The sequence below is a fragment of the Haloferax sp. AB510 genome, from assembly GCF_024136985.1.
Classification (GTDB): domain Archaea; phylum Halobacteriota; class Halobacteria; order Halobacteriales; family Haloferacaceae; genus Haloferax.
This window is the reverse complement of the sequence record NZ_JAMYJY010000002.1, coordinates 33,689-57,326: the sequence shown is the minus strand read 5'-3', so window position 1 is coordinate 57,326 and position 23,638 is coordinate 33,689. Positions and strand designations below refer to the sequence as shown.

22 protein-coding genes are annotated in these 23,638 nt (G+C 63.7%); 15 read left to right on the top strand and 7 right to left on the bottom strand.

Annotated features, from left to right (window positions below; translation table 11 throughout):
• Positions 1–31: 31 nt before the first annotated feature.
• Entirely contained in the window at positions 32–1,876 is a 1,845-nt protein-coding gene (locus tag NKF06_RS00650; protein ID WP_253244187.1) for a choice-of-anchor I family protein, read from the bottom strand.
• Between the two features lie 411 nt (positions 1,877–2,287).
• Between NKF06_RS00650 and NKF06_RS00645 the strand changes: the two genes are divergently transcribed.
• From NKF06_RS00645 to NKF06_RS00615, 7 genes are all read left to right on the top strand, one after another.
• On the top strand, positions 2,288–2,722 hold the full coding sequence (locus NKF06_RS00645) for a nucleotidyltransferase domain-containing protein (RefSeq protein WP_253244186.1): 435 nt from the start codon (positions 2,288–2,290) through the stop codon (positions 2,720–2,722).
• Entirely contained in the window at positions 2,723–3,148 is a 426-nt protein-coding gene (locus NKF06_RS00640; RefSeq protein WP_253244185.1) for a DUF86 domain-containing protein, read from the top strand.
• Positions 3,149–4,150: 1,002 nt separating this feature from the next.
• The gene (locus tag NKF06_RS00635) at positions 4,151–4,291 is read left to right on the top strand and encodes a hypothetical protein (RefSeq protein WP_157837750.1); all 141 of its coding nucleotides are present in this window, start codon (positions 4,151–4,153) and stop codon (positions 4,289–4,291) included.
• Between the two features lie 59 nt (positions 4,292–4,350).
• Entirely contained in the window at positions 4,351–4,731 is a 381-nt protein-coding gene (locus tag NKF06_RS00630) for a hypothetical protein (protein WP_253244184.1), read from the top strand.
• Positions 4,732–4,852: 121 nt separating this feature from the next.
• Positions 4,853–5,638: a transcriptional regulator FilR1 domain-containing protein gene (locus tag NKF06_RS00625; protein ID WP_253244183.1), complete on the top strand. Its 786-nt coding sequence runs from the start codon at positions 4,853–4,855 to the stop codon at positions 5,636–5,638.
• 111 nt (positions 5,639–5,749) lie between these two features.
• Entirely contained in the window at positions 5,750–7,459 is a 1,710-nt protein-coding gene (locus tag NKF06_RS00620) for a tryptophan 7-halogenase (RefSeq protein ID WP_253244182.1), read from the top strand.
• Between the two features lie 211 nt (positions 7,460–7,670).
• Positions 7,671–8,048 (top strand): hypothetical protein, encoded by a 378-nt coding sequence (locus tag NKF06_RS00615; RefSeq protein WP_253244181.1) that lies wholly within the window; start codon positions 7,671–7,673, stop codon positions 8,046–8,048.
• A 27-nt stretch (positions 8,049–8,075) separates the two neighbouring features.
• Here the strand turns inward: NKF06_RS00615 and NKF06_RS00610 are convergent, their stop codons facing one another.
• Entirely contained in the window at positions 8,076–8,399 is a 324-nt protein-coding gene (locus NKF06_RS00610; protein WP_253244180.1) for a hypothetical protein, read from the bottom strand.
• A 404-nt stretch (positions 8,400–8,803) separates the two neighbouring features.
• Between NKF06_RS00610 and NKF06_RS00605 the strand changes: the two genes are divergently transcribed.
• Entirely contained in the window at positions 8,804–9,082 is a 279-nt protein-coding gene (locus tag NKF06_RS00605) for a hypothetical protein (protein ID WP_253244179.1), read from the top strand.
• 98 nt (positions 9,083–9,180) lie between these two features.
• Positions 9,181–9,642, top strand: coding sequence for an HTH-type transcriptional regulator Lrp (gene lrp, locus NKF06_RS00600; protein ID WP_042664639.1), 462 nt, complete (start codon positions 9,181–9,183; stop codon positions 9,640–9,642).
• Positions 9,643–9,644: 2 nt separating this feature from the next.
• On the opposite strand, the gene NKF06_RS00595 is transcribed toward lrp, so the two are convergent.
• From NKF06_RS00595 to NKF06_RS00585, 3 genes are all read right to left on the bottom strand, one after another.
• Positions 9,645–11,798, bottom strand: coding sequence for a PAS domain S-box protein (locus NKF06_RS00595; RefSeq protein WP_253244178.1), 2,154 nt, complete (start codon positions 11,796–11,798; stop codon positions 9,645–9,647).
• Between the two features lie 75 nt (positions 11,799–11,873).
• Entirely contained in the window at positions 11,874–12,548 is a 675-nt protein-coding gene (locus tag NKF06_RS00590; protein ID WP_253244177.1) for a hypothetical protein, read from the bottom strand.
• 291 nt (positions 12,549–12,839) lie between these two features.
• The gene (locus NKF06_RS00585) at positions 12,840–13,019 is read right to left on the bottom strand and encodes a hypothetical protein (RefSeq protein ID WP_253244176.1); all 180 of its coding nucleotides are present in this window, start codon (positions 13,017–13,019) and stop codon (positions 12,840–12,842) included.
• Positions 13,020–13,184: 165 nt separating this feature from the next.
• Here NKF06_RS00585 and NKF06_RS00580 point away from each other — a divergent pair, with 165 nt between their 5' ends.
• Positions 13,185–13,577 (top strand): DoxX family membrane protein, encoded by a 393-nt coding sequence (locus NKF06_RS00580; protein ID WP_253244175.1) that lies wholly within the window; start codon positions 13,185–13,187, stop codon positions 13,575–13,577.
• A 55-nt stretch (positions 13,578–13,632) separates the two neighbouring features.
• Here NKF06_RS00580 and NKF06_RS00575 read toward each other — a convergent pair whose 3' ends face one another.
• Together NKF06_RS00575 and NKF06_RS00570 are read right to left on the bottom strand one after the other, a co-directional pair.
• Positions 13,633–14,904: a transposase gene (locus NKF06_RS00575; protein ID WP_253244174.1), complete on the bottom strand. Its 1,272-nt coding sequence runs from the start codon at positions 14,902–14,904 to the stop codon at positions 13,633–13,635.
• Positions 14,905–15,079: 175 nt separating this feature from the next.
• Entirely contained in the window at positions 15,080–16,255 is a 1,176-nt protein-coding gene (locus NKF06_RS00570; RefSeq protein WP_253244173.1) for a PAS domain-containing protein, read from the bottom strand.
• A gap of 191 nt (positions 16,256–16,446) precedes the next feature.
• Between NKF06_RS00570 and NKF06_RS00565 the strand changes: the two genes are divergently transcribed.
• From NKF06_RS00565 to NKF06_RS00545, 5 genes are all read left to right on the top strand, one after another.
• Positions 16,447–17,784 (top strand): hypothetical protein, encoded by a 1,338-nt coding sequence (locus tag NKF06_RS00565; RefSeq protein WP_253244172.1) that lies wholly within the window; start codon positions 16,447–16,449, stop codon positions 17,782–17,784.
• A 588-nt stretch (positions 17,785–18,372) separates the two neighbouring features.
• Positions 18,373–21,636, top strand: a complete 3,264-nt coding sequence (locus tag NKF06_RS00560; protein WP_253244171.1) for a 5'-nucleotidase C-terminal domain-containing protein — start codon at positions 18,373–18,375, stop codon at positions 21,634–21,636.
• A 281-nt stretch (positions 21,637–21,917) separates the two neighbouring features.
• Positions 21,918–22,472 carry a hypothetical protein gene (locus NKF06_RS00555; protein WP_253244170.1) on the top strand — a complete coding sequence of 185 codons (555 nt, stop codon included), beginning with the start codon at positions 21,918–21,920 and terminating at the stop codon, positions 22,470–22,472.
• A 64-nt stretch (positions 22,473–22,536) separates the two neighbouring features.
• Positions 22,537–23,142, top strand: coding sequence for an acetyltransferase (locus NKF06_RS00550; protein ID WP_253244169.1), 606 nt, complete (start codon positions 22,537–22,539; stop codon positions 23,140–23,142).
• A 282-nt stretch (positions 23,143–23,424) separates the two neighbouring features.
• A complete protein-coding gene (locus NKF06_RS00545; protein ID WP_004975735.1) occupies positions 23,425–23,625 on the top strand; it encodes a hypothetical protein in 201 nt (66 codons plus the stop codon).
• The last annotated feature ends 13 nt before the right edge of the window (positions 23,626–23,638 follow it).

The following is a 23,638-nucleotide window of genomic DNA, read 5'->3' as shown; positions in this document are numbered from 1 at the left end:
TCGCTACTGACCCGCAGTCGACGCCGTTAGCTCACGACCCGCGGCCGTTGCCACGGTCCGTGTCGTGTCCATTCTTGCGCCCATTGCCACGGCCCTTATCGTGTCCCTTCTTGCGTCCGTTCCCCGGTGCGTCGGAGTCGGCGCTGCACGACCCCACCGCGGCGTCCGCGCTCGTGTCACTCGTCACGCGGAATATCGCCGTCGTGCCGCTGATTTCGTGGCCGACGAAGACGAGCGGGTCGTCAATCGGGCTCTCTTCGGCGGTCGCGAAGTCCAGCCCCTCCGGGCCGAGGTCGCCGGCAGCGCCAGCGGGCGCGTCACCGTCTTCGATGGCCGCCTCGATGTCGACCGAGAAGTCACGGTTGTTGACGTACTCGACGAACGTGGCACACTCGGGGTCGGTGATGTCGTACACCATGACGCCGCCGATGCGTTCGAGGCCGATGAACGCGTAGTATCGGTCGCCGACCTGCCCGATCGTCAGCCCCTCGGGCTCGGGGCCTTTGTTGTCGCTGCGACCGTCAGGGTCGTGTTCGTTGTTGTCGTTGTTGAACTGGTCGCCGAATCGCTCGGCGGTGATGGTTTCGAAGTCGCTCCCGCTGTCGAACACCCGCGTGCCGTTCGTCGTGAAGATGCTGAGCGACCGGCCACCGAAGACGTAGAGTTCTTCGTAGCGCCCGTCGCCGTCGACATCGCCGAGCGTCGTTGTCACGCCTTTGGCGCCGAGGTGCTCGGGCTGCTGGAGTTCCTCGACGCTGTCGATGCCTTCGATCTCGTCGAAGTCGAACGCCTCGGGGTCGAGCCAAAGGTCCGAGACCTCCGCCTCCTCGCTGAACGAGTCGTAGTCGCGGCTGTCGCCCTCGTTGGCCGTCACGAGGTAGGTCTTGCCGTCGGGGCTGTACGCGCCGATCGCGTCGGGCTGGAGGATGCCGTTGATCGGCCAGTTCCGGATGTTGACCCCGCCGTCCTCGTTGCTCGCGTCGAGTCCGTTCCCCGCCAGACTGTAGTCCTTGAAGCCCAGCGGCATGAGGTCCGTGATCGTCGCCGTGTGGATGTCGAACTCCGCGATCGCGTTGTTTTCCTGCAGCGAGACCCACGCCGTCTTCGAGTCGTCGCTCACGGTCACGTACTCCGGCTCGAAGTCCTGCGACGCGCTCGCGTTCGGCCCGAAGATGCGGATGCCTTGCTTTCGGAGCTGGTCTTCCTTGCCGTCGAAGGCAGTGAAGTCGGCGGTACTGACCGTCGGTGCAGCCGCGCCGTCGGACACGTCGACGATGCTGACCGAGCCGCGGGGGTCGTACGCGTAGTCGTCGGTCGGCTCGCCCTCGTTCGCGACGAGCACTCGCGTCCCGTCGGGCGTGACGGTGACTTTGTCCGGCAGCGGACCGACCGGAGCCGTCCCCAGGCGGTCGAGCGTCTCGGGGTCGTAAAGTCCGACCTGTCCGGGGTCCTGTGCGACCTCGGCTTCGAGCGCGACGGCGACAACGTCGGCGGACGTCGCGACGCTGTTCGCGGAGCTCACGTCGTCGAGCTCGCTCGCGGCGTCGATCGTCCCAACCTTCTGGGGCGCAGTCGGGTCCGACACGTCCAGCACGTCGACGCCGCCGAGGTCGGCGTTGATCACGAACAGCCGCTGGGTGGGGGCGTGGTAGGCGATGATTTCGGCCCCACCTTCGTCGAACAGCCCCGACTCGTACCGGCCGATCTGTTCTAACGCGACGTTTTCGACGCCCGAAAATCCACCCGCAGCCTCGGAGCCACCCGCCGTATCGTCACCCGCGACAGCCGTCCCTGCGAGGAGTCCAAGGACGGTTCCGCCGGTGAGTCCGAGTACAGCTCGACGCCCGAGTTCGCTCGTCTGGTGTGATCGTTCCACACGCAATCCCCTCGGGTGAGCACGTTAAGAACTTATAATAGTTGACACGAGTGCTCCGTAGTGAACTGTTGACGATGGGTGTATAGTTCATCGGATCCCAACCTATCGAGACGGCTCTCCTGACAGCCGTCACCGTTGAATCGTTGGGAGTCGCTGTGTCCCGGGCTTTCGCGGTCGCTTTGGCACTCCATCCGGCAGCAACTCGCCAGACATATCGGGGGTTCCAACAGAACCGTCAACGCTTCGAACCACACGCTGAGGGTGGTCGTTCGCGAGCAACACGGAGGTCTTGCGAACGGCATGAACAGGATGGCGGTGTGCGTTGTTCACTGGCGGACGGCGAGTGGGGCGACCGTGACGATTACCAGGGGACCCACGGAACTATATTAAGCAGGAACGCGAAGTACCAGCATGCCCAAACCGGATGACTCCTCTGTCGAAACAATCGAATTCGAGGAGATCAAAGACTACCTCGATCAAACCGAGGTCATCTTCGCAGTACTGTTTGGGTCACATGCAAGCGGAACAGCAGACGAGTCATCGGACGTTGATATCGCACTTCTGTTTCCAGACGGACTGTCCGAAGCCGAGCGATTCCGCCGGCGCAACCGTATCGACGCCGACCTACAGGCATACGCAGACGGATTCGTCGACGTAAGCGATATTGAGTCGCTGCCAACACACGTTGCGCACGCTGCGCTCCGAGATGGAGTTCGTCTTGTTGGTGACCAGAAGGACGTTGACACGTACAAGCAGGACGTTGCAGCCGAGTATGACGCAAGCGCGAGCGAACGAGACCAAGAACGGCGAGAATTCATCGATCGACTCGCTCGTGGTGACGTCTAGATGGTCGATGCGGAGATTGTCGTTGACAAGCTTCGGTACATCAACGAGTACACCAACGATCTGAAGCAGATGCGGGGCATGTCCAAAGCTGAATACGTTGACGATCTCATCGTTCAACGAGCGGTTGAGCGGACGTTTATGAACCTCATTCAGTCCTGTATCGATCTCGCTCAGCATATCCGTGCTTCAGAGGACCTCTCTCCGAGTGGGACTGCAAAAAACGAGATTGCGTCGCTTGGGAATGCAGGCATACTCTCACCCGACGTCCAAGAACAGATGGAAGAAGCAGTCGGGTTCCGGAATGTTCTCGCCCATCGGTACGGTGATGTGAACCACGATGTCGTTTATGATGTGTTACATGACGACCTCCACTGGTTCGACCAATTCCAGCAGGAAACCGCACAGTGGTTTCAGCAACGGAACTAATCGATCAACAACCCGGCGCTCTTGAGATCCGCCACCGTTGAACTGTGGTGAGTCACTCTGTCCCGGCTACTGTTGGTACTTCATCCGGCAGCAACTCGCCAAAGGTAACGGGGTTTCAGCAGGCGTTTCAAAGCGGGCGGTCGTTCCCCGACTGATCCACTTGGCGTCGTTCGCCCATCTGTGGCGCGCTGGTCCCACCGCTCAGTTGCGGACACACGCCGGAGCGATGCCGCGCCTGCGACAGCCCGAGGCATCCGATTCGTGTGGAGAGGCTAACACGACGACAGACCGAACGAGGACGTACTCCACAACCAGCCATCCATAACCACGCCGACGTCACCGATCCACCCACCGCGATACACCCTTGCCGAAACCACCGGCCGATTCTACACCCCTGATACCGAGGGTGAACCGGGACAGACGCGCTACACCCCCGGAATGCAGGGGTGTACATGGACGCCGATTCTCCGCAAGGGTGTACTCGATTCGCGTCGATTCGTGACCTGTCGTGGCCGCCATTGACGCCGGCTGTGTGGCATTCGTCGTCCCACCCGATTCCGGTCTGCAGTCGTCTCTCGCCGTGTTTCGGGCGGGTTCGCCGTTTTACAATCCCCCGACAAATGCCGTCTCGACGGCCAGTCGTCGTCGCTTTGACAGGGTCGAAATTCGTCGATTCCCCGGTACACCCTCGTGAACGTGGGGTGTACCGCCCGATTTCGAACTCGGAATTCCGCCTCGAAGTGGCGTTTCGATGCAGACGCGACGCGCGTCGACGACAGTCCACACACGCTCGTCTATCGCCGTGTGAACGCTCGTTTGGGGGTCGCTCGACCTGAAATGGGGGTTCGTCGAACAGGGCCTCGTTGGGTAGCGATTGCCGGCCGAAGTGGAGTCGACGCGACGACGACCGCAGAGGACACGTTGTTGCGGGAGAATGTGTGGGTGTAGAACCGCCCCACCAACGGGAGTGGATTTTTCCGACTCGAACTGAAGACGGAGAATATGGTTCCCGTACAGTCGATACTCAAGGGACTCATCGGCCTGCTGTTTGTGTTGTTCCTGGTCGCCGGCCCTATCCTCCTGTACATCCTGGTCCGGAGCGAGGGACTCCTCGGTGACCCACCCGGTCGGGGACTCCAGTAGTACCCCCGACGAGACGGCGCGGACTTATTTTACTCCCCGAACCGACACACGAGTACGGAATGCCCGATACCCACGCGCTTGCCGAGACGAGCAAACGCCTTGGGACGTACGCCCTCATCGCCGTCGTCCTCGGCGCGCCCTTCGGTCCGTTTTGGTACGTCGAATCGACGCTGGGTCGGCAGACCTCTTTCGTGCACATCGGCGGCGCACTCGTCGCCGGGTCTGTCGTCCTCCTGTGTGGACTCGTCGTCCTCGAACGCTACGCCGGAGTCCGTGCGAAGACCCTCGCGTCGTTCGACGGGTTCTTCCTCGGCCTCAATGCGGGCGTCCTGTACGGGGAATGGCTCGGCCTCCTGGGGAACGCAGTGGCGTTTCCCGGACTCGCCGGGGCACTCGTGTGGTCGCTCGGCTTCCTCGAGATTCACGACCGGATTCGGTGAGCCGTTCGCCCGGTCGGCGCGTCGCGACGGGAGCGTCGTCGACAGACGAGTTTCAGTCATCCTCGACTCCACGACAGTCTCTGAGAGATATACTTACAGTTCGCAGGGCCGTGCCGAGAACATGGCTCACCACGGACCGGACTCACACCAGTTACTGGACCAGGCACCGCTGTTGGATGCAACCCGAGATGGGCCGCTCGATAGGTCCACGCTCCAGGATGAACTCGACATCTCGCGTGCCACGGCCTATCGGTGGACGTCCGCGCTCACGGACGAGCAGTTACTCGAACAGACGGCGGCGGGCTACCAGACGACGGGCGCGGGATGCGCCGTCGCCGATGCTGTCTCTCGATTCGAGCGCACTATCGCGGCGGCCGACCGATTAGAACCTCTGCTCGCGCAGATTTCAGCGCCGGAGTTCACGCGTCACGTCCATCTGTTCGCCGACGCCGACCTCCACGTCGCCACGCCGCAGAACCCGAACGCGCCCATCGAACCGTGGCTCGAACATTTCGCGTCGTTCGACCGCTCGCGGAGTCTGGTCGTCGCGGGATGCCCGCCGAAGGTCACAGAACAGGGCATCGAACACGCCCGAAACGACGTGGATTTCGAGGCTATCTGCACGCCGTTGGCGCTCGAAGCGGACCGAAACGCCTCGAAGAACGCGTTCGACACCATCGCGTCGGCTGACGCGCCCGCGTTGTACACCCACCCCGGACTACCGTTCACGATGGGCATCATCGACGACGTGGTCATCGTCGGCGGCTTCGACGACGAGACAGCCCTCCCGATTGCCTCCGTCACGACCGACGACCCCGAGGCTCGCGAGTGGGCCGTGGACCTCTATCGGCGCTACAAGCGCGATGCGGACAGGCTCGACGTGACGCAGATGAGCACCGGGCAGTAGCCACTCCCCGTGCGAAATCTGTAAATCTGTATCCCGCGTGAACTGCGTCTCACGGGCTGAGACGCCGTCTCAGGCAATGACTATAATCCTGATCTGTCCGTCGAACGAGATATGGAACGGACAGGGCAGACCGAACCGGGCAACGGGGAACGACAGCACGGGCGACGAGGCAACTGGGCCGCTGGAGAATCACCGCCGACCGACACCTACGACGTCGTCGTCGGCGGCTCCGGGATGTCGGCGTCGCTCACCGCGATGATTCTGGGAAAACGCGGTCTCGACGTGGTGATGCTCGAAGCCGGGTCGCATCCACGGTTCGCCGTCGGCGAAGCGATGCTCCCGCAGAGTTCGATGTGGATGTGGATTCTCGGGGAGTACCACGGTATCCCGGAGATTCAGTATCTCAGCGACACGAACGACATCGTCGACAACGTCACGTCGTCGTGCGGTATCAAACACTCCATCGGCTTCGCGTACCACGAGCCAGGCCAGTCGGTCGCGACGGACCACAGCCACCAGTTGATACCGCCGAGCCTCCCGTTCTACAGCGAGAGTCACCTCCTGCGCTCGGAGGTCGACCAGTATCTGGTCGAGACCGCCCAGCGGTACGGCGTGGAGTACCTCGACGAGACCGAAATCACCGGCGTGGACATCGGGCAAGACGAGGTGGCCGTGACGACCGACCGCGGTCGTCTCGAGGCGGCGTTCTACGTCGACGGCACCGGCGGGAACTCCGTCCTCGCCGACGAGATGGGGTATCGCGAGGACGCGCCGAAACTGGAGACGGATTCGCGCGCCATCTTCACGCACGTCGAGGGGCTCGCCCCGTTCGACGAGTTACTCGACGAGGCTGCCCGCCCCGAACAGTCCAATCGCCTCCACGATGGAACGCTCCACCACGTGTTCGACGGGGGGTGGATGTGGATTATCCCCTTCGACAACTTCGAGCGCTCCGAGACGAACAAAGCGAGCGTCGGGTTGGTGCTCGACCGGACGCAGTACCCCACAGACGAGTCGGTCAGCGCCGAGCGAGAGGCTCGCCGAATCATCGCTGAGTTCCCCGACATCGAGCGCCATCTCGAGTCGGCGACGCCGGTGCGACCATGGGTCCGGACGGGGAGACTCCAGCGGACCGCCAACCAGTCCGCGGGGCACCGCCACTACCTGACGAACAACACCTACGGCTTCGTCGACCCGCTGTACGCGGTCGGGCTCGTGAACACTCTCGAATCCGTCTTCGTGTCGACCAACCTGCTGCTGGACGCGTTCGACGACGGCGACTTCTCGGCGACGCGCTTTGTGCCCATCGACGAGATGCACCGCCGTCAACTCGCGACCAACGACCGGGTCATCAGCAACGCGTACAAGTCGATGGGTGACTTCCGGTTGTGGAACGCGTGGACGCAGATGTGGCTGGGGCAGGTCCTGTTTCACGACCTGTACATCCAGCGGCATTGCTTCACCTACCTCGCGTCGGGACAGCCCACCGAGTTCGACTCGCTTCTCGAAGAACCGACGCCGGGCGATGGCGCGCCGTTCGTGCCGCAGAAAGCCGAGATACACCGACGGATGGGCGAGATACTGGACGCCTATCGGGCGGGCGACGCGAGCGTTGACGAGGCCGCTGGCCTGCTGTTCGCGGAACTGCGGCGGGCGGACTGGCTCCCGAAGCACGTCTACGACTGGGGCGACGAGCGGGCGCGACACGTCGACTTCTCCGACCCCGAGCTCGTGGGAAAACTCATTCAGTGGGGAAAGACCGAGTCACCCGAACAGCTTCGCGCGGAACTGTTCGATTTCCCCGTCCCCGAGATGGCCTAACGAGTGACCACTTCGTATTCGCAGACTGAGATAACGACGTTTGTTCGGACGGACGCTCGGCGTCGACGACGGCCAACCCGGTCAGCGAGCGGGTTGTTCGTGTTCGGAACGACCGAACAAATTCAACGCTGCACACAGTACTAGGTCCCAGCATGCCACCGAGAATGCGTTCGCTCGACGAAGCAAGCGATAAGCGTCTGCGGGGACGCGAATGCCCACACAACCGCCGCGAGCGACCCAATCGCGACTGATGCTGCTCTTGCTACTCGGTGCCGCGTGCCTCGTCGCACCGCTCTGTGCGGCCGCCGTCGCATTCCACGCCGGCCGTCGCGGTCGACCGTCTCGACACCGTCGACGCTGGGCGTTCCTCGTCGGCGGTGTAAGCGTCGTCGGCTTCCTCGTTCCGCACCTGTTCGCCGACTCGGTGCAGTACCTGTACTTCGAGGTGCTCAAACCCCGCCCGATCGCCGTCACGCCGTACGAGCTTCTCGTGGTGAATCTCGGAACTGGACTGGTGTTCAGTGTGGGCGCAGTCGGGTGCTACGTCGTCGCCTCGGAGATTCGGCGGCCCGATACAACGTCTCCGTGAGCTACCAGTCTCCCCCACTTCAGCTACTCACTTCTCGTCGTCAGACCCGGGAAGCCGTCGAACGGCCTTCTCCCACCTGTCGCGGGCTGCCTGCCCGGGGTCTGCGAATGGGTCATACGTGATGTCGTCCGCGGTTCCGAGCTGGTTTCCCCCGTCTCGTCCGGCCGCACGCCGCCAGAGGGCGACCACCGACGCGAGCATGACCACGGCGAACAGCCCGCCCAAGAAGATGTTGACTGGGTAGTCGAGTGCGGGCACGACGAACGCGAGGACCAACGCGAGCGCGGTCAGCTGGAATGCGTACAGCAGGTAACTGAGCCACGTCCCAGTGAGTTCGAGCGTCCGACCCATCTGTCGGCTGCATCGACCCACTCCGACAAAGGATTTCGCCTGAAATAGGTGGTTCGTGTGAACTCCGACGGGTCGCCGTCGACGAGCAATCGAAGCACGTCGTCGGCCGCGTGGAGCCTGACTATCGTCGTGTCGTCACCGAGTGTGACGGGAAGGCAGATATTTATACGCTGTTTCGTGTTGTCGGACACGATCTGATTCTGCGCAACGACTTATGATAACTGGTGGCCAGTTTCTGTACATACTGATCGCGTGCTAGTGCGTCGTCGAACGAAAGCGACAGACGTGCGACGCATTCGCCGAGTGAGGCGCAACTAGTGCGCGCCGCGACTATCTTTGATGGTTTTTCACGGCCTGTCGCGGCCGAAATAAACATATGCGGTCGGGCAAGTGTACTAGCACGGATGCCGACGCGAGAGCACATCGACCAGAAGCCCACGAGCGAGCAGCGAAGCGAACTCGCTGCGCAGGACACCCGCGACGACGACGACCGCGTCGCAACGACACCCAACGGCGCGTACACCGGCGGCTACGCGTACCACGAACTCGACGACGACGGCGAGATCGTCTGCGGCGGCCACAGCGACGGCCGGTTCGTCGAGGTCACACGCGCCGAGGCCAAGCGAACGGGCAAGACGCCCTGCGGGAAGTGCGAGTGGATTCTCGGCCTGAAGCGGGACTGAAACAGCGATCTCTCGGGCGACGACGAACTAGATTCATTTCTCGACATTGTCAACTTCGACCGAGAGATTCATCACAATCACCTGCAAACCAACCGGGTATGACCTACGAAAACCTGGATTCCGACCTGATCAACGCCCTGTTGAAAGACGGACGGCGCAGTCTGCGGAGCCTCGCCGAAGAACTCGACGTGTCGGTAACGACCGTCTCGAACCACCTGCGAGACCTCGAAGACGAGGGCATCATCGAGGGCTACACGCCGCGTCTCGATTACGACGCGCTCGGCTACGACGTGACCGCGGTCATGCACCTCAAAGTCGAAGGGAGCGCGCTCACGGACGTGACCGAACTCCTCGCCGCCGAACCGCAGATGGTCTCTGTGTACGAGGTCACCGGCGACTACGACGTTCTCGCGGTCGGCAAGTTCAAAAACACAGACGACATGAACCGCCAGATCAAGGCGCTTCTGAACGAAGCGCCGATTCGCGAGTCGAACACGAGCGTCGTCCTCAACGCGGTCTCCGAAAACGAGCAGTTCGACCTCGACGCCGGCGACGCGTAGGCTCAGTCGACGCGGAACTCGAACCGCGCACCGCCTGCGGCCCCTTCTGAAACCGCCACCTCCCAGCCGTGCGCGGCGGCGACCTGCGAGACGATATTTAGGCCGAAGCCAGTGCCCTCGGGAGACGTGGTGTAGCCAGCTTCGAACACCGTCTCGCGGTCAGCTGGCGGAATTCCCCGGCCGGTGTCTTCGACGGCGAACCCGCGGTCGGTCTCGACGACGGTGACGGTCACGCCGCCGTCGTCGGAGCCGTGTTCGACCGCATTCCGGAACAGGTTCTCGAGGAGTTGCTGGAGTTGGTCGCGGTCGGCGTTGACGACGGCGTCGGTCTCGACGGTCAGCGTCGCGTCACCGGTCACTACGTTCTGCCAGCACGCCCGCGCGAGGTCGGCCAGCGCGACGGGTTTGATATCCATGGCGTCGTCACCGTCGTGGGCGAGGACGAGCAGGTCGCTGATGAGGTCGTCCATGCGGGCCAGCGCGCGGTCGATAGCGTCGATGTGGTCGCTGTCGCAGTCGTCTTGCAGCAGTTCGAGCCGGCCCATGGCGACCTGCAGCGGGTTGCGGAGGTCGTGGCTCACGACGCTCGTAAAGCGGTCGAGGCGCTCGTTCTGTTCGACGAGTTCGGCCTCGCGGTCCTTCTGTTCGCTGATGTCGCGAATCATCGCGACGAACAGGTCCTCCCCGTCGAGGTTGAGCTGGATGAGGTGCACTTCGGTGGGGAACGTCGTGCCGTCGCGGCGTTCGAGCGCGCCTTCGAACCGGCGTGGTTCGTTCGTTGGCAGGTCCGCCCAGAACGACTTCGAGCGGTCGGGTTTTGAGGAGGGGTCGAGGTCCCAGACGGTCTTGCCGGCGAGATCCGCCTCACTGTAGCCCAGTTCCTCACACATCCGCTGGTTCACGTCTTGGATGGTGCCGTCGGCTTTGTGAACGACGACGAGGTCCGGCGAGTGTTCGAACAGCGCTTCGAGCCGCGCGGTGTTCGATCGGAGGAGTTCCTCGTAGGTCTTCCGCGGCGTGATGTCGTCTTGGAAGCCGACGAAGAAGTCGATGACGCCGTCGTCGTCGAACAGGGGCGCGACACGCACGCGATTCCAGAACTCGGTGCCGTCCTTGCGGTAGTTCAGGAGCTCGGTCGTCACGGACTCGCGTTCCTCGACAGCCGTCCGAAGTTCGTCGACGGCCGCCTCGTCCGTCCGCTCGCCTTGGAGGAACCGACAGTTCCGTCCGAGGGCTTCGTCACGGCTGTACCCGGTGAGGTCAGTAAACCGCTCGTTGGCGTAGACGATGGGGTTGTCCGCCGCGTGGGGGTCGGTGAGGACGATGCCAATCGGCGCTTCGTCCATCGCTTGTTCCCTGACCGACAGCCGCGTTTCGAGCGCCTCGCTTCGGGAGACCCGCGACAGCGTCCAGATGAGCGACCCGTCTCGCGCGGACGTGAGCGTGTGTTCTACGTCGACCAGTCCGCCGTCCTCGCGCACGAGCGACGACCGGCCCGTCCACCGGCTCTCGCGGGCGGTGGGCAGTACCGAATCGTATACTGCCTGCGCCTCGTCGTCGGGATAGAACGACTCCACGTGGCGACCGAGGAGCTCCTCGCGGTCGGTGCCGAACAGCGTCGCACAGGCCGTGTTCGCGTACTCGATTGTGCCGTCCGTCCCGAGGATGCACATCGCGTCGGTCGCGGTTTCGATGGCTGCGAGTCCACGGGTGCGGTCTCGTGAGGCTCGGGTGCGCTCGACGGCGTTCTCGATGCGAGTGGCGAGCAGTCGGTACTGGCTGGTGTCGTCGCCCTTCTGCAGGTAATCGGTCGCGCCCGCGTCGAGCGCCGCTGACGCGATCTCGTCTCTCGCCTTTCCGGTGAAGAGAATAACTGGGAGGTCCGGGCACTCGGCGCGGACGTGCCGCAGCACATCGAGGCCGTCGAGACCGGGCATATTGCAGTCACAGACGATGCAGTCGAATGCCAGGCCGTTCCGCTGAATCCGGTCGAGCGCGACCTGCGGGTCCGTCTCGGTATGGACGGTGATATGCTCGCGCTCGCGTTCCAGCGCCGCCGCGACGAGCGCCGAGAACTCGGGGTCGTCGTCGACGTGCAACACGTCGATAGGCGACGACTCCGAGAGTGAACGCGACGTGTCGCGAGGCGAGTCCATTTGTGAGATAAACGTGACCGTACCGCATCATAATGGTTGTTGCTCGTGGGAGGACCGAACGGGGGACGAGCCCCCTCAGTCGTCGAGGTCGTCGATGGTGTAGTACACCTTCACCTTACCGGGGTTCCCGCGGTCGGAGTCGATGGGGACCGTGTTGGTCACCTGCTGTGGGTTGTCGCACGCGAGCGTGATATCGACCGGCTCGCTCCCCTCGTCCGGTGCCCCGGTAAACCAGTCCGAAGGTACCTCTCGTTCCGTGATTTTCGTCACGATGGTCTTCGGTTCCGATCCGTTGCGTGGGACTTTGAAGTTGTCAATCGCCACGCCGATGTTTCGCGTCGCCCCTGTTGGGAGCCTGAGCGACGTGTGTTCGGACTGCCCGCCGCGGATGTCGTGTTCGATATCCAGTTCGAGCGCGCCTTCGCCCGGCCCTTGTCCGCTGATGAACTCGACTTTCTCCGCGCGGACGACAACCTCACACAGGTCGCCGTGGTCGTCGTTCTGCGCTCCGGCGATTGTTCCCATGTGAACCTGCACGTGGTCGGGATTTTCGAGGCTGATGGACTTGATGCCGCCGTAAATTCGGAAGCCGTCGGATTTCCCCCAGACGGTTCCGTTCGCCGTACTCCCGGACACCTGATCTCCCGGGCCCGTGGTGACGGGGAGTCCGCCGAGCCTGCCGCCTGCTTTTTCGATGTCACCAGTCGCCTGAATCGTGTAGTCGGATTTGCCGGCTCCAAGGCCTTCCATCACGACATAGTGCTTTGGGTTTGCCATGTCAACGCACCACAAACTGATATCAACTCGCGACTGGTTAATTGTTATGAATGTTCAACTAGTTCACACAATTGCCGAGTTTGGAACGCGACGCATATCGACCCCAATCGGAGCGCAGTCGGAGAGTCTGTGAGACGGCGACCGCGGCGTTTTCGGCGGACAGCAGTCGATAGAAAAGGGAACGCAGTACGGACCTCTATGCTCAGGATGTGGGTGAGAATCCAGCAGTTATCGGCTGTACCGGTCGTTTTCGAGCTGTTAGTACTACTCGCGGGCCCACACGGGGAACCTCTCACCGAAGCCGGTCAGCCGAACTGCGAGCACCACGACGGTGAGCATCCCCGCATATTCGACCACGCCGGCGGCAAGATGCAGGTCCGCGGGGATGTCGACGGTCACGATGAACGGCGGTTGGTTCATCGTCGCGTGGAACAGCGTGACCACCCAGAACTTGCCAGCCGTGTGCGCTCGCGGTGTCGAACCTCGTGTCTGAAGACACGAACCAGATGCACGAACGTCAATGCGGAGACGGTCCGTCTCGACTACTAAAACGTACTGGCCGGTTTGTAAACACAGCGCTTATAATTAGAACACTATTTTCGAAAGGTGATGACAGCCCCCGACAAATCCGAACGCAGCGCGCCATCGCGGCTCGCCCGCGCCCTCTTCGCGAGCGGTCTCGCCGTCCTCGCGATTCGCAACCTGACCGACCTCGACGGCCGCATCGCCTACGCTGAGGCGAAAGGCGTCCCCGAGGCGGACCGACTCGTCCCCGCGGCGAGCGGCCTGCTCCTCGGCGGGAGTATCGGTATCGGCCTCTGGAAGCTCCCCAAACTCGCCGCCGCGAGCGTCGCGGCGTTCTTCGCCGGCGTCACGCCGACGATGCACGACTTCTGGGCCGTCGACGACGACGCCCGCGACGAGGAACTCACCTCGTTCCTGCAGAACCTGACGCTGTTCGGCGCGGCGGTCGCGTTCTTCAAGCGCGCGTCGAACGATTGACATCCTCCCCGCGCTGAAGCGCGAGGATTCCCCACCGTCGTTGGGATATTGTGGTTTACGACGTGACCTGTTCTTGAGGTGCGAACGCACCAGTTTCCTTGTCAAACAAGAACGTCGAAGGCTGTGCCAACCAGCCGTTACTCCTATCCTCGGAAGGACTCGGAGATACTTTCTGTCGAATGTTCTCAGCACCGTTCACATCTGCATTCGCCACCACACCGCAGTCATCACACACGTACAACCCACGCTCAACACGGTTCGAGTTACGGTTACGACCACAGCACGAACACGACTTCGACGTATCTCGCTCAGACACTCGTTCGAACGTGATGCCCTCCATCTTGGCCTTGTATTCAACGAGGTTGATGAAGCGGTCAAACGCCCACGAGTGCAGGTCAAGGTTGCCGTGCTTACCCCAGTTCTTCGACTCACCGTTCCCCTCATCTTCTCGGATGCCAGAAAGGTTGCCCACCACAATCGTTCCAACTTCTTCGTCCACACATCGCTGGACGATGTGTTTGGAGAGAGTGTGGAAGTAGTGGGTGCGGCGAGCCGACTTCTTCTGATTCAACCGTGTCGCTTGGTCGGAGTCTGAATCGTCACACCGAGCGATCCGTTTACTGAAGTAGTAGTCGTCCTGCTTCAGACAGTTGAGTGGATACAGTTCGCTGTGACTGCCTTCGTAGGCGAGTGTGGCGAAGTTGTTGATGCCGAGGTCAACACCTACGGTCTTCTCACCGGGGGCTTCAGCAACCTCTATTTCGACCTTGCACACGAAGTGTAGCTCCCACTCGTCACCTGTCCAGACGGCCCGAACTTGTTGGACGCTCTCGACGGTGGAGAGGCCAACGTCGGGTCGCGTCTGGTACTCGCAGAGGATGAAGTCCGACCAATACTCTTTGAGATTCGACCCTTTCGAGAGTCGGACTCGTTCGTACTTGGTGTCGAGTTTGAAGCCAGCGGCTTTGAACGTGACCGTGCTTCGCGGGTGTTCGTCGCCGTGTTTGCGGTACTTCGGTGGGTTCGCTTTCGTGTCTCCGTTGCGTCGTTTGCCGTACCAGCCGGTGAACGCTTCAGCGAGTTCTTGAAGGACTCGCTGACTTGACTGAGAATGGAGGTCATCGTAGCGTTCGTGCGACTTGAGGTAGGTGGTGAGTTCGTTGTGGCCGGGAATGTGTCCTATTTCTGTCCACACTCGGTCGCAAACCCACCGTCCGACGTTCCAGAGTTTCGAGGCTGAGAACCCGAGCGAATCAAGGTCGTCGGACACCTGTTGCTGGTTCCTGATGGAAGCAGTGTAGGTGCGGGTGACAACCTGTTTCGCCATACGTAACCTATGTCGAGAATATTACTTGAAGGTATGGATTACGCAGCGTGGAATATCCATCCGAGTGTTTGAACGGTGGTTTGTGGAGGATTATGCCGGATTCATCCCCGCCCTAAAGGGTGGGGCTTTCTCCTTGACTCTCCGTAAATCGTCGGCGACTGCGGCGACGTTCGCGTCAGGGCGAGTCCGCGTTGTCCGCGTCGCCGTCGCGGTCGGCTGCACGGTGGAAGCCGACGAGGAACTCAAGTGCGCCGTCGTCGTCCCGAATCGGGCGGATGTCGAGGCGGTTCCAGAAGGGCTCGCCGTCGGCGTCGTAGCTGCGAATCTCGGTCGAAATCGGCTCGCCGGCGTCGACGGCCGCCTGAATCTCGGCAACCGTTTCGGGGTCCGTCTCGGGACCTTGGAGGAACCGACAGTTGCGACCCGTCACCGACTCGGCGTCGTAGCCCGTGAGTGCCTCGAACGCCTCGTTGCAGTAGACGATGGGGTTGTCGGCCTGCGAAGGGTCGATGACGACGATGCCGACACCGATGGTGTCGAGCACGCGGTCTTTCAGTTCGACCTCCGCCCGGAGCGCGTCGACCTCGGTGAGTTCCTGGACGATACAGACGTGTCCGCCGTCGTCCATCTGCGTCAACACGAGGCGCTCGGGAATCGCTTCGCCGTCTTTGGTGACGCCGGTCGAAAAGCCCCGCCACGACCCCTCGGCTTCGAGTTGCGGGAGGATTTCGTCGTAGAAGCGCTGCGCCTCCTGGTCCGGGTAGAGGATGTCCCAATGCTCGCCGATGAGTTCGGTCCGGTCGCGGTCGTAGAGTGCGGCGTACGCCTCGTTCATGTACTGGTAGACGCCGTCGCCGTCGATGATACCGATACCCTCCTCGGCGGATTCGATTGCGAGAAAGCCGCGTCGCATGTATCGCTCGGCCCGGTGTTTCTTGACGAGGTTCGAGACCTTGTTCGCCAACACGGGATACTCCTCGGGACCGCCCTTCTGGAGGTACTCGTCGACGCCGGCGGAGATCGCGCGACTCGCGATCTCTTCGCTTCCCTTCCCGGTAAAGAGGACGAAGGGAATCTCGATGCCCCGTTCGCGCGCCGCCGTGAGGAGTTCGAGCCCATCCATCACCGGCATGTCGTAGTCGCTCACGACGCAGTCGTACGCGCCGTCAGTGAGTTCGTCGAGCGCCGACACCGGGTCGGTGTACGTCTCCGTCTCGACGTCGTCGAGTTCGCGTGCGAGAAAGGTCGCGGACAGCTCCACCATGGACTCGTTATCGTCGACCAACAGAATTCGCATCGCACGCCGCTCGGTGCTAAACGGAGCGACATCGTGGAGCGGAGACACGTCCATGCGTCTGTGATGTTGCCACAAAGTGATAAAAACAGCTACGGCGACAGTTGCACTCAGCGACCGTGCGCCGGGGACCGTTCCGGTCGCTCAGCGTCGGGAGCAAGACAACTGAGGTATGTATAGAATATATATTACTAGATAACGTCGGCGGCAATAAATTATATGCCATGTGACGAAGTTGACACTCTCATATGGAAGTGGTGAGAAACGTCCGAGAACTCACGGCGGTTCTCGAACAGTTTTCGGAGACGACGGGAACGGTTCGCGGGCTTGAGCTGACGAGCGAAGGTGACTCGACCGACGGAGAGGTCGTGGCTTCGGTCACCGTCGAGTACGATCTCGCGTCGGAGTGCACGGTCGACCCGGACCGACTCTCCGTGTCGTCGCCGGCGGCGTCGATGACCGACGGCCGGCTTCGACTCGACCTCGACGTGGCGCTCGCTCCCCCAGCGACCGAAGATGCCGGAAAGGAATCGGCACCGGCTGAGCACGGCGCCACTGACGGCGATCCCGAGCCGGCGGACGCGCCGGTCGCCCGAGCCGACGGCTCCGGGGCGCGTGGCTCGGGGGGCAGCGCCCCTGTCGCATCGGTCGTGTCGCCACCGACGATGGAGTTTGCGATCTCGACGGGAAGAGACGAGCTGTCGGAGGACGACCAGTCTACACCGGCATCGACGGACGGCTCCGTTGAGGCGGATACAGAGACGAGTCCGGATACGGATACGGACATGGCCCCGGACACCAGCACGGACACGGAGCCAGACGCGGACGCCAAGGCAGACGCCGACTCGGTGCCGGCGCATCACGACCCCGTTCGGCTTCGCGAGGCGTACGAGGCTTGCGAGACGTTCAAGGAGATGACCGACGCGCTCGGCGTCGACGTGACTCCCCAGACCGTCCGCAACCAGATGATTCAACATGGGATTCACGAACCGGAGTCGTACGGTCCGTCGACCGAACCGGCGTCGACGACTGACGCGAGCGAGTCGGGCGACGAGCCACAGCACCCCGACCCGAGCAGCTCCGACGGGGACCGCGCGAGCGAGACGGCACTGTCTCCCGGGTCGGGTGGTGAAGAGGCCGGCAACACGGCGGCGGAACGTGACACGCCAGGTAACGACGAGGCCGACACGAACGACGAGTCGAAGTCGGTGTCGAAGCCGGGGTCGGAGTCGGAGCCGCAGTCTGAAACGGATCCGGCCACGGATACGGAGCCAGACGACGAGACCGACAAGCCGCCGACGACCGAGGGCGCGTCGACCGTGACCGCCCTCCCGCCGCTTCCCGCGTCGGTGTCCTCGCTCGACTGCTCGACCGAAGACGTGTGTGCGGCCGTCACGGGCGCGAAGACGCTGTACGAAGTCGAGCGCCGTCTCGGCCTCGACCGCGCCGACGTTCGCGAGGTGCTGACTGCGCTCGACCTTCTCGATCTCGTCACCGGACGGATGGCGCGGCGCGACGCGTCGGCGGCGAGCGCCGACGACGTTCGAACGCGAGTACATGCCGCGCTCGTCGAAGGGACTGAGTGAACTTGCGGACGAGCGCCGGCGCTACCTCGTTCGTGTTGTCGTGTCGCCGAGTTGTCAAGCGGTGGTGGGGCCCCCCAGATAGGGGGAGGATGGAACGAGAACGAGAATCAAGTAACCAGTCACAGGTGGTGACTTTCTCGCCCTCGTACTCGTTGTGTTAGTCGAGAGTGATATAGATTTGGATAGTAGGTACCACTCGAAGCTACTGGTAGTATATCCTTACTGAAGGGGAATGGAGAACGATTTTGCGATGGAACGACCACCGAATCGAGAAGGTGGAAACCGTTCTCAACCGGTACACAATCGGCCAGTGGATTTAAATATACCTATCGGAGCTACCGGAAGTACGTACCACCAACACTCCGTGAGTGCCCAGCGACTCGCACTGGGGTCGCCGCGCGATGACGTCGGGTTGTGTCCACCGAGGCGGAGCCGAACCGAACCACGGCATACGAACCTCTCTATCGCAGTTCTGTCACCTATATAACACACTTACCAGCGGTTATCACACCCGCCTCGGTGCGGACTGATGTGCCTCCGCACACACCACCACAGACAACTCTCAGTCGTACTGTAACGGTGCTACTGGTGTTAGTACTCACGACCGCGACGTTCCCCGCCGGTGCGGCGGGCGTCGCGGCGGGGGAGGACGCGAGCGCACTCGATTCGAACGTCCAGTCGGCGATGAACGCGTCCGCGCCGGCGGCCGTGACCATCACCGAACTTCAATCGAACACGTCCGACGGCGACGCCTCGGCCTACGCGGGACAGTTCGTCAACGTCACCGGGACGGTGACCGCGACGAACGCCGACGGCTTCTTCCTGCAGAACGCCTCCGCGGCAGACGTACGCCACAGCGCGGTCTACGTCTACGCGGGCGGGTCGTCAGATGCGACCCCTGGCGACGAGGTGCGCGTCGATGCGCCCGTCACCGAGTACTACGGGCTGACCCAACTCGACCTGACGAACGACAGCGCCTCGTTGTCGACGACCGGAAGCGGGTCGGTTCCCGAGGCGACCGCCCTCGCGACGGAAAACGTCTCCCGAGAGGCCTACGAGAGCGTGCTCGTCAGCGTGCGCGACGTGGAAGTCACGGCGACGCCCGGCCAGTACGGCGAGTGGGCCGTCACCGACGGCTCCGGGCCGGTCGCCATCGACGACGTGACGACGGGCGACGACACCACGCCCTCGGAGGTCGGCAGCACCGCCGACGCCATCGAGGGACCGGTGTTCTACAGCTTCGAGGAGTACAAGGTTCAGCCCACATCGGTGACGAACCTGACCGCCCCCGCGGGCGGTGACGACGGCGACGCCGGCAACGACACCGCCGGCGCGAACGCGACGACCATCTCGCTCGTCGGCTTCAACGACATCGGCAAGGCGGCCGCCGGCTCCGGCGACGACAAGCTTGGCCGGATGATCACGCTCATCAACCGCGAGCGCGCCAACGCCTCCGGCCCCGTCTTCGTGGCCGGCGGCGGCGACGAACTCAGCCCGCACGCCCTCCGCAACTACGACGGCTTAGCGCACGGCTATGAGCCGCCGGTGACGGCGATGAACCTCATCGACCCCGACGCCGAAGTCGTCCAGAACCACGAACTCGACTACGACGAGGACGCGGGCACGAACGACTTCGCCGTCTTCGAGGCCATAGCCAACGAGTCGACCTACCCGTGGCTCCTCGCCAACGTCGTCGACGAGGAGACGGGTGAGAACCTCCCCGGGACGCAGAACTACACCGTCGTCGAGCGCGGCGGCGTGACAGTCGGCTTCTTCGGCCTGACCGACGAGGCCATCAACGCCAAGACCGACGGCGTCATCGAGCGCAACGGCTACACCGTCGTCGACCCGACGACCGCCGCCCAGCGGACCGTCGACACGCTCCGAAACGAGGAGGACGTGGACGTGGTCGTCGCGCTGGCCCCGGTCGGCATTCCAGACTCGAAGGACCTCGCGCGGAACGTCGACGGCATCGACGCGCTCGTCTCCGGCGACGACCAACAGCGCTACCCGCCGCAGACCACCAACGGTGTCCTCATCGGCGAGACCACCGGGAAGGCCAACGCCATCATGCGGATGGAACTGACCGTCGATAACGGGAGCGTCACCGACGCCTCCGGCGAACTCGTCGACGTGACGACCGACATCCCGCGAAACGACTCGTGGCAGACGTACATCAACCCGCTCCGCGAGGACTATCTCAACACGGAACTCGCGACGGCGGTCATGCCCGAGCACACGGGCGTCGGCTCCAGCTACACCGACGACTCCGCGACAGGTCACCTCGTCACCGACGGCGTCCGCGGCTACACCGGTGCCGACGTGGCCGTGACGAACGCCGGCGGCATCCGCGACACGCTCTACCCAAGCGAGTACGGCGCGGGCGAGGAGTTCAACATCACCCGCGGGATGGTCACCTCGACGCTCTCGTTCGGCAACCACATCGTCGTGGTCGAGGTGACCGGCGCGGAGCTCCGCGAGGTCGTCAAGAGCCAAATCACACCGCTGGAGATGGACAACCAGTACGGCACCCAGACCCAACAGCAGGTCAGCGGCGTCACCTTCGAGTGGGTGCCCCACAGCGATAGCTCGTCGCCCGGCGAGGGCGACGCGACGATTCGCGACCTGACGGTAAACGGCGAACCCGTCAACGACTCGGCGACGTACACACTGGCGACCAATTCCTACATCGCCGACGGCGGCAGCGGCTACCCGCTCGCAGACAAGCCACGCGTCGCAGTCCTGAACGAGACGACGATGGCCGATGGCGTCATCGGCTCCCTGCAGAACCGCTCGACCATCGCGGCCGCCGAAGTCGACACCGAGTCCGACGACCGGATGCGCCGGGTCGACACGGCGGTCGACGCCGACGCGGTCGACGTGACGAGCGGCGACAGCCAGACGACGGTCACTATCGACGCACCCTCGCGCGTGACCGGCGTGAGTGGGACCGCCGCCTTCGCCGACCGCAACGGCGGCTACGTCGAGACGACGAACGTCGCCTACGACGACGCGAGCGGCACCGTCACCGTCTCGGTGCCGACGAGCGACCTCGACGCCTTCGAGTCGTCGGTGACCGCGCCGGGCTCGGGCGTCGACCTCTACGTCGACTACACCGACAGCGCGTATTCGAGCCAGTACGAGAACTTCGGTTCGGCCGTGCTAAACGCCGACCTCGACGGCGAGGCGACGACGCCCGACCCGACGCCTGAACCGGCCGACGGCGTCGCGCTCGGGGTCGGCTCGGACGGCCAGCCCGTCCCCCTCGGCGACACCCGGACGTTCGACATCACCGCGAGTGACGCCGCCAGCGGCGTCGGCGCGTACGAACTGACGCTCACGGTCGGCGATTCGAGCGTGGCCCGCATCACAGGCGTCCAGTTCCCCGACGAGCCCGGCTTCTCGGCGGTCAACGTCAGCGACGACGGGAGGACGGTCCACATCGAGGCCGCCGGCATCGACGCCGCCGACGCGAACGACTCGCAGGTTCTGGCGACCGTGACGGTCGAGGGCGTCGCGCTCGGCGGTTCGACGGCGCTCGAACTGACCCCGACGGCGACCTACGACCCCGACGGCACGGCCTACGCGGTGTCGAACATCGACAACCGACCCGTCAGTGTCGAACCCGGCGACCTCACCGGCAACGGCCGCGCGATGGCCGACCACGACGGCGACGGCACCTTCGAGGACGTGAACGGCGACGGCAGCGTGGACGTCGTAGACGCGCAGGCGCTGTTCGTGAACCGCGACGCCGAGCCGGTCCAGTCGAGCAGCCCCGCGTTCGACCTCAACGACGATGGTCGCGTCGACGTGGGCGACGTGCAGCGGCTGTTCGCCTCGACGGATGCGTAGCGCGGCGACGACCGACCGAGCCGCGCTCGCGGTGCTCGCGGCGCTCGTCTGTCTGAGCGCCGTCGCGCCGCCCGCGCCTCGCCGCGACCGACACGACCGTCGGCTTCGACACCGACGCGGCGACCGTCGAACCCGACTCGACGCGGACGTTCGACATCGTCGTCGACAGCGTCGACGCCGGCGTCGGCGCGTACAACCTGACGGTCGAACTCGACGACCCGTCGGTTGGTCGCATCGCCGAGGTCGCCACCCCTGACGGCACCGACCCGCGACTGCGGGACGTGTCGTACGACACCGAGCACACGGTCGCCTCGGTTCGCGTCGTCGGCCTCGACACCGACGACACCGGTTCGGTGGCCATCGCGACCGTCACCGTCGAAACCGCCGACGCCACCGGTGGCGGCGCGCTCGACGTATCCGTGACCGCCCTCGGCGACGAGGACGGCAACGCCTACACCGTCACCGACACGTCGGGACTCGACCTCTCGGTCTCGGAATCGGCCGGCGGCGGGGGTTCCAGCGGTGGCGGTGACGGGGACACCGACGACGACACCGGTGACTCGGACGACGAGTCGGGCGATGCGACCGACCAGCCCGCGACAACCGAGTCGGCGGCGGAGTCGCCAACGTCAACCGCGTCGCCCGCGAGTCCGACGACGGCCGATAGCGGTTCGACGACCGCCAGCACGACAGACACGCAGTCCGCGACCGCGACCGAGACGACCGAGCGCCGGACCACGGGGACCGGCGTCCCCGGCTTCGGCGTCGCTCCCGCGGTCACCGCCATCGCGGCGCTCCTGTTCGGGTTCGGACGCCGGGCGCGGCGCGAGGACTGAGCGAACACGGGCCCTCCGGAGCCTGTGTCGAATCTTTATCCGTGTGGGCGTCTAGCAAGGAGGTATGAACGGCCCGGACTCCGCGGATGAAACGAGCTTCTATTTGGACTACGAGCTACAGGTCGATGCGACCCGTGACGCCGTAGCGAAGCTCGCTCGGGAGGTCCTCCAGTACGAGTGGGCCGACTACCTCCGCGCCTCGCCCCCGGAGGGTCCCCACACGTGGCACGCCCTCGACTCGGGGAAGCCGTGGGGCCGCGTCACCCCTACGGCGTGGGAGCGCGGCCGCGACCGCGGCTACGACCTCCACTTCGAACACTACCCGACGCCGCGCGCCCTCCAGCGCGGGCAGTTCCGACTCGAACTCCACCTCGAAGACGGTATCCACGGCGACGCCGACTTCTCGGGCGACTCGCCGTACGCGGCGCTTCGCGAGCGACTCGTCACGGCGTTAGACGAGGCGCGCGACGAACACGACGACATCCCGGCCGGCGAGGTCGGCACCGGACGGACGCTCTGGCGGGTTGATTCGCACTTCCTCGCGGGCGACACCGTCGCCTACTACGAGGCGCTCCGCGAGACGCTGTCGGCGCACGGTCCGTTCGTCGACGCCGCGGCGGCCGTCCTCGACGACGAACTCCCCGAGCGCGACCCGTTCGAGCGCGACTGACGCGCCGAGGCGAACCGCCGACTCGCGGGCCGCATCGCATCGAATCGAATTGCGCGAGTACTGACCGAGAGTGGTGACGTTCCCGAGAGGAGCGCGTCCGATGCCTCCGACTGCTGTCTTTGCTCGACGTCCGGGTCCGTCAGAGTGACTCCTATGGGTGTGAAGGCGACCACAACAGAAAGTGTACAATCTACTCGACAATACCACTATATAGCTACATTTGGATGACAATCGCTGAGAATTGCGAAAGGATTATACCCGATGCCGCCTGTTAATGAAACGATGGCGCAAACACTCGAGGTCGCCCCGCACGTAATCACGGAGGGTTCGACCATCCGGCATTCGACGCTGTGTACGGAACAGACGGTGGTGGAAATCGAAGACGAGACCGTCCGGACGATGTACGACGACGAGGAGTTCGTCTACCCGCGCGAGCAGCTCGCGGTCGACCTCTCAGTCGGTCGGTTCGAAGTCGTCTCCTGATCCCGCCTTCGGG

Excerpts from the sequence above, each read along its gene's own strand:
- NKF06_RS00645 (WP_253244186.1), top strand. The coding sequence starts at position 2,288 with ATGCCCAAACCGGATGACTCCTCTGTCGAAACAATCGAATTCGAGGAG.
- NKF06_RS00640 (WP_253244185.1), top strand. The coding sequence starts at position 2,723 with ATGGTCGATGCGGAGATTGTCGTTGACAAGCTTCGGTACATCAACGAG.
- NKF06_RS00635 (WP_157837750.1), top strand. The coding sequence starts at position 4,151 with ATGGTTCCCGTACAGTCGATACTCAAGGGACTCATCGGCCTGCTGTTT.
- NKF06_RS00630 (WP_253244184.1), top strand. The coding sequence starts at position 4,351 with ATGCCCGATACCCACGCGCTTGCCGAGACGAGCAAACGCCTTGGGACG.
- NKF06_RS00625 (WP_253244183.1), top strand. The coding sequence starts at position 4,853 with ATGGCTCACCACGGACCGGACTCACACCAGTTACTGGACCAGGCACCG.
- NKF06_RS00620 (WP_253244182.1), top strand. The coding sequence starts at position 5,750 with ATGGAACGGACAGGGCAGACCGAACCGGGCAACGGGGAACGACAGCAC.
- NKF06_RS00615 (WP_253244181.1), top strand. The coding sequence starts at position 7,671 with ATGCCCACACAACCGCCGCGAGCGACCCAATCGCGACTGATGCTGCTC.
- NKF06_RS00610 (WP_253244180.1), bottom strand. The coding sequence starts at position 8,399 with ATGGGTCGGACGCTCGAACTCACTGGGACGTGGCTCAGTTACCTGCTG.
- NKF06_RS00605 (WP_253244179.1), top strand. The coding sequence starts at position 8,804 with ATGCCGACGCGAGAGCACATCGACCAGAAGCCCACGAGCGAGCAGCGA.
- lrp (WP_042664639.1), top strand. The coding sequence starts at position 9,181 with ATGACCTACGAAAACCTGGATTCCGACCTGATCAACGCCCTGTTGAAA.
- NKF06_RS00595 (WP_253244178.1), bottom strand. The coding sequence starts at position 11,798 with ATGGACTCGCCTCGCGACACGTCGCGTTCACTCTCGGAGTCGTCGCCT.
- NKF06_RS00590 (WP_253244177.1), bottom strand. The coding sequence starts at position 12,548 with ATGGAAGGCCTTGGAGCCGGCAAATCCGACTACACGATTCAGGCGACT.
- NKF06_RS00580 (WP_253244175.1), top strand. The coding sequence starts at position 13,185 with ATGACAGCCCCCGACAAATCCGAACGCAGCGCGCCATCGCGGCTCGCC.
- NKF06_RS00575 (WP_253244174.1), bottom strand. The coding sequence starts at position 14,904 with ATGGCGAAACAGGTTGTCACCCGCACCTACACTGCTTCCATCAGGAAC.
- NKF06_RS00570 (WP_253244173.1), bottom strand. The coding sequence starts at position 16,255 with ATGGACGTGTCTCCGCTCCACGATGTCGCTCCGTTTAGCACCGAGCGG.
- NKF06_RS00565 (WP_253244172.1), top strand. The coding sequence starts at position 16,447 with ATGGAAGTGGTGAGAAACGTCCGAGAACTCACGGCGGTTCTCGAACAG.
- NKF06_RS00550 (WP_253244169.1), top strand. The coding sequence starts at position 22,537 with ATGAACGGCCCGGACTCCGCGGATGAAACGAGCTTCTATTTGGACTAC.
- NKF06_RS00545 (WP_004975735.1), top strand. The coding sequence starts at position 23,425 with ATGGCGCAAACACTCGAGGTCGCCCCGCACGTAATCACGGAGGGTTCG.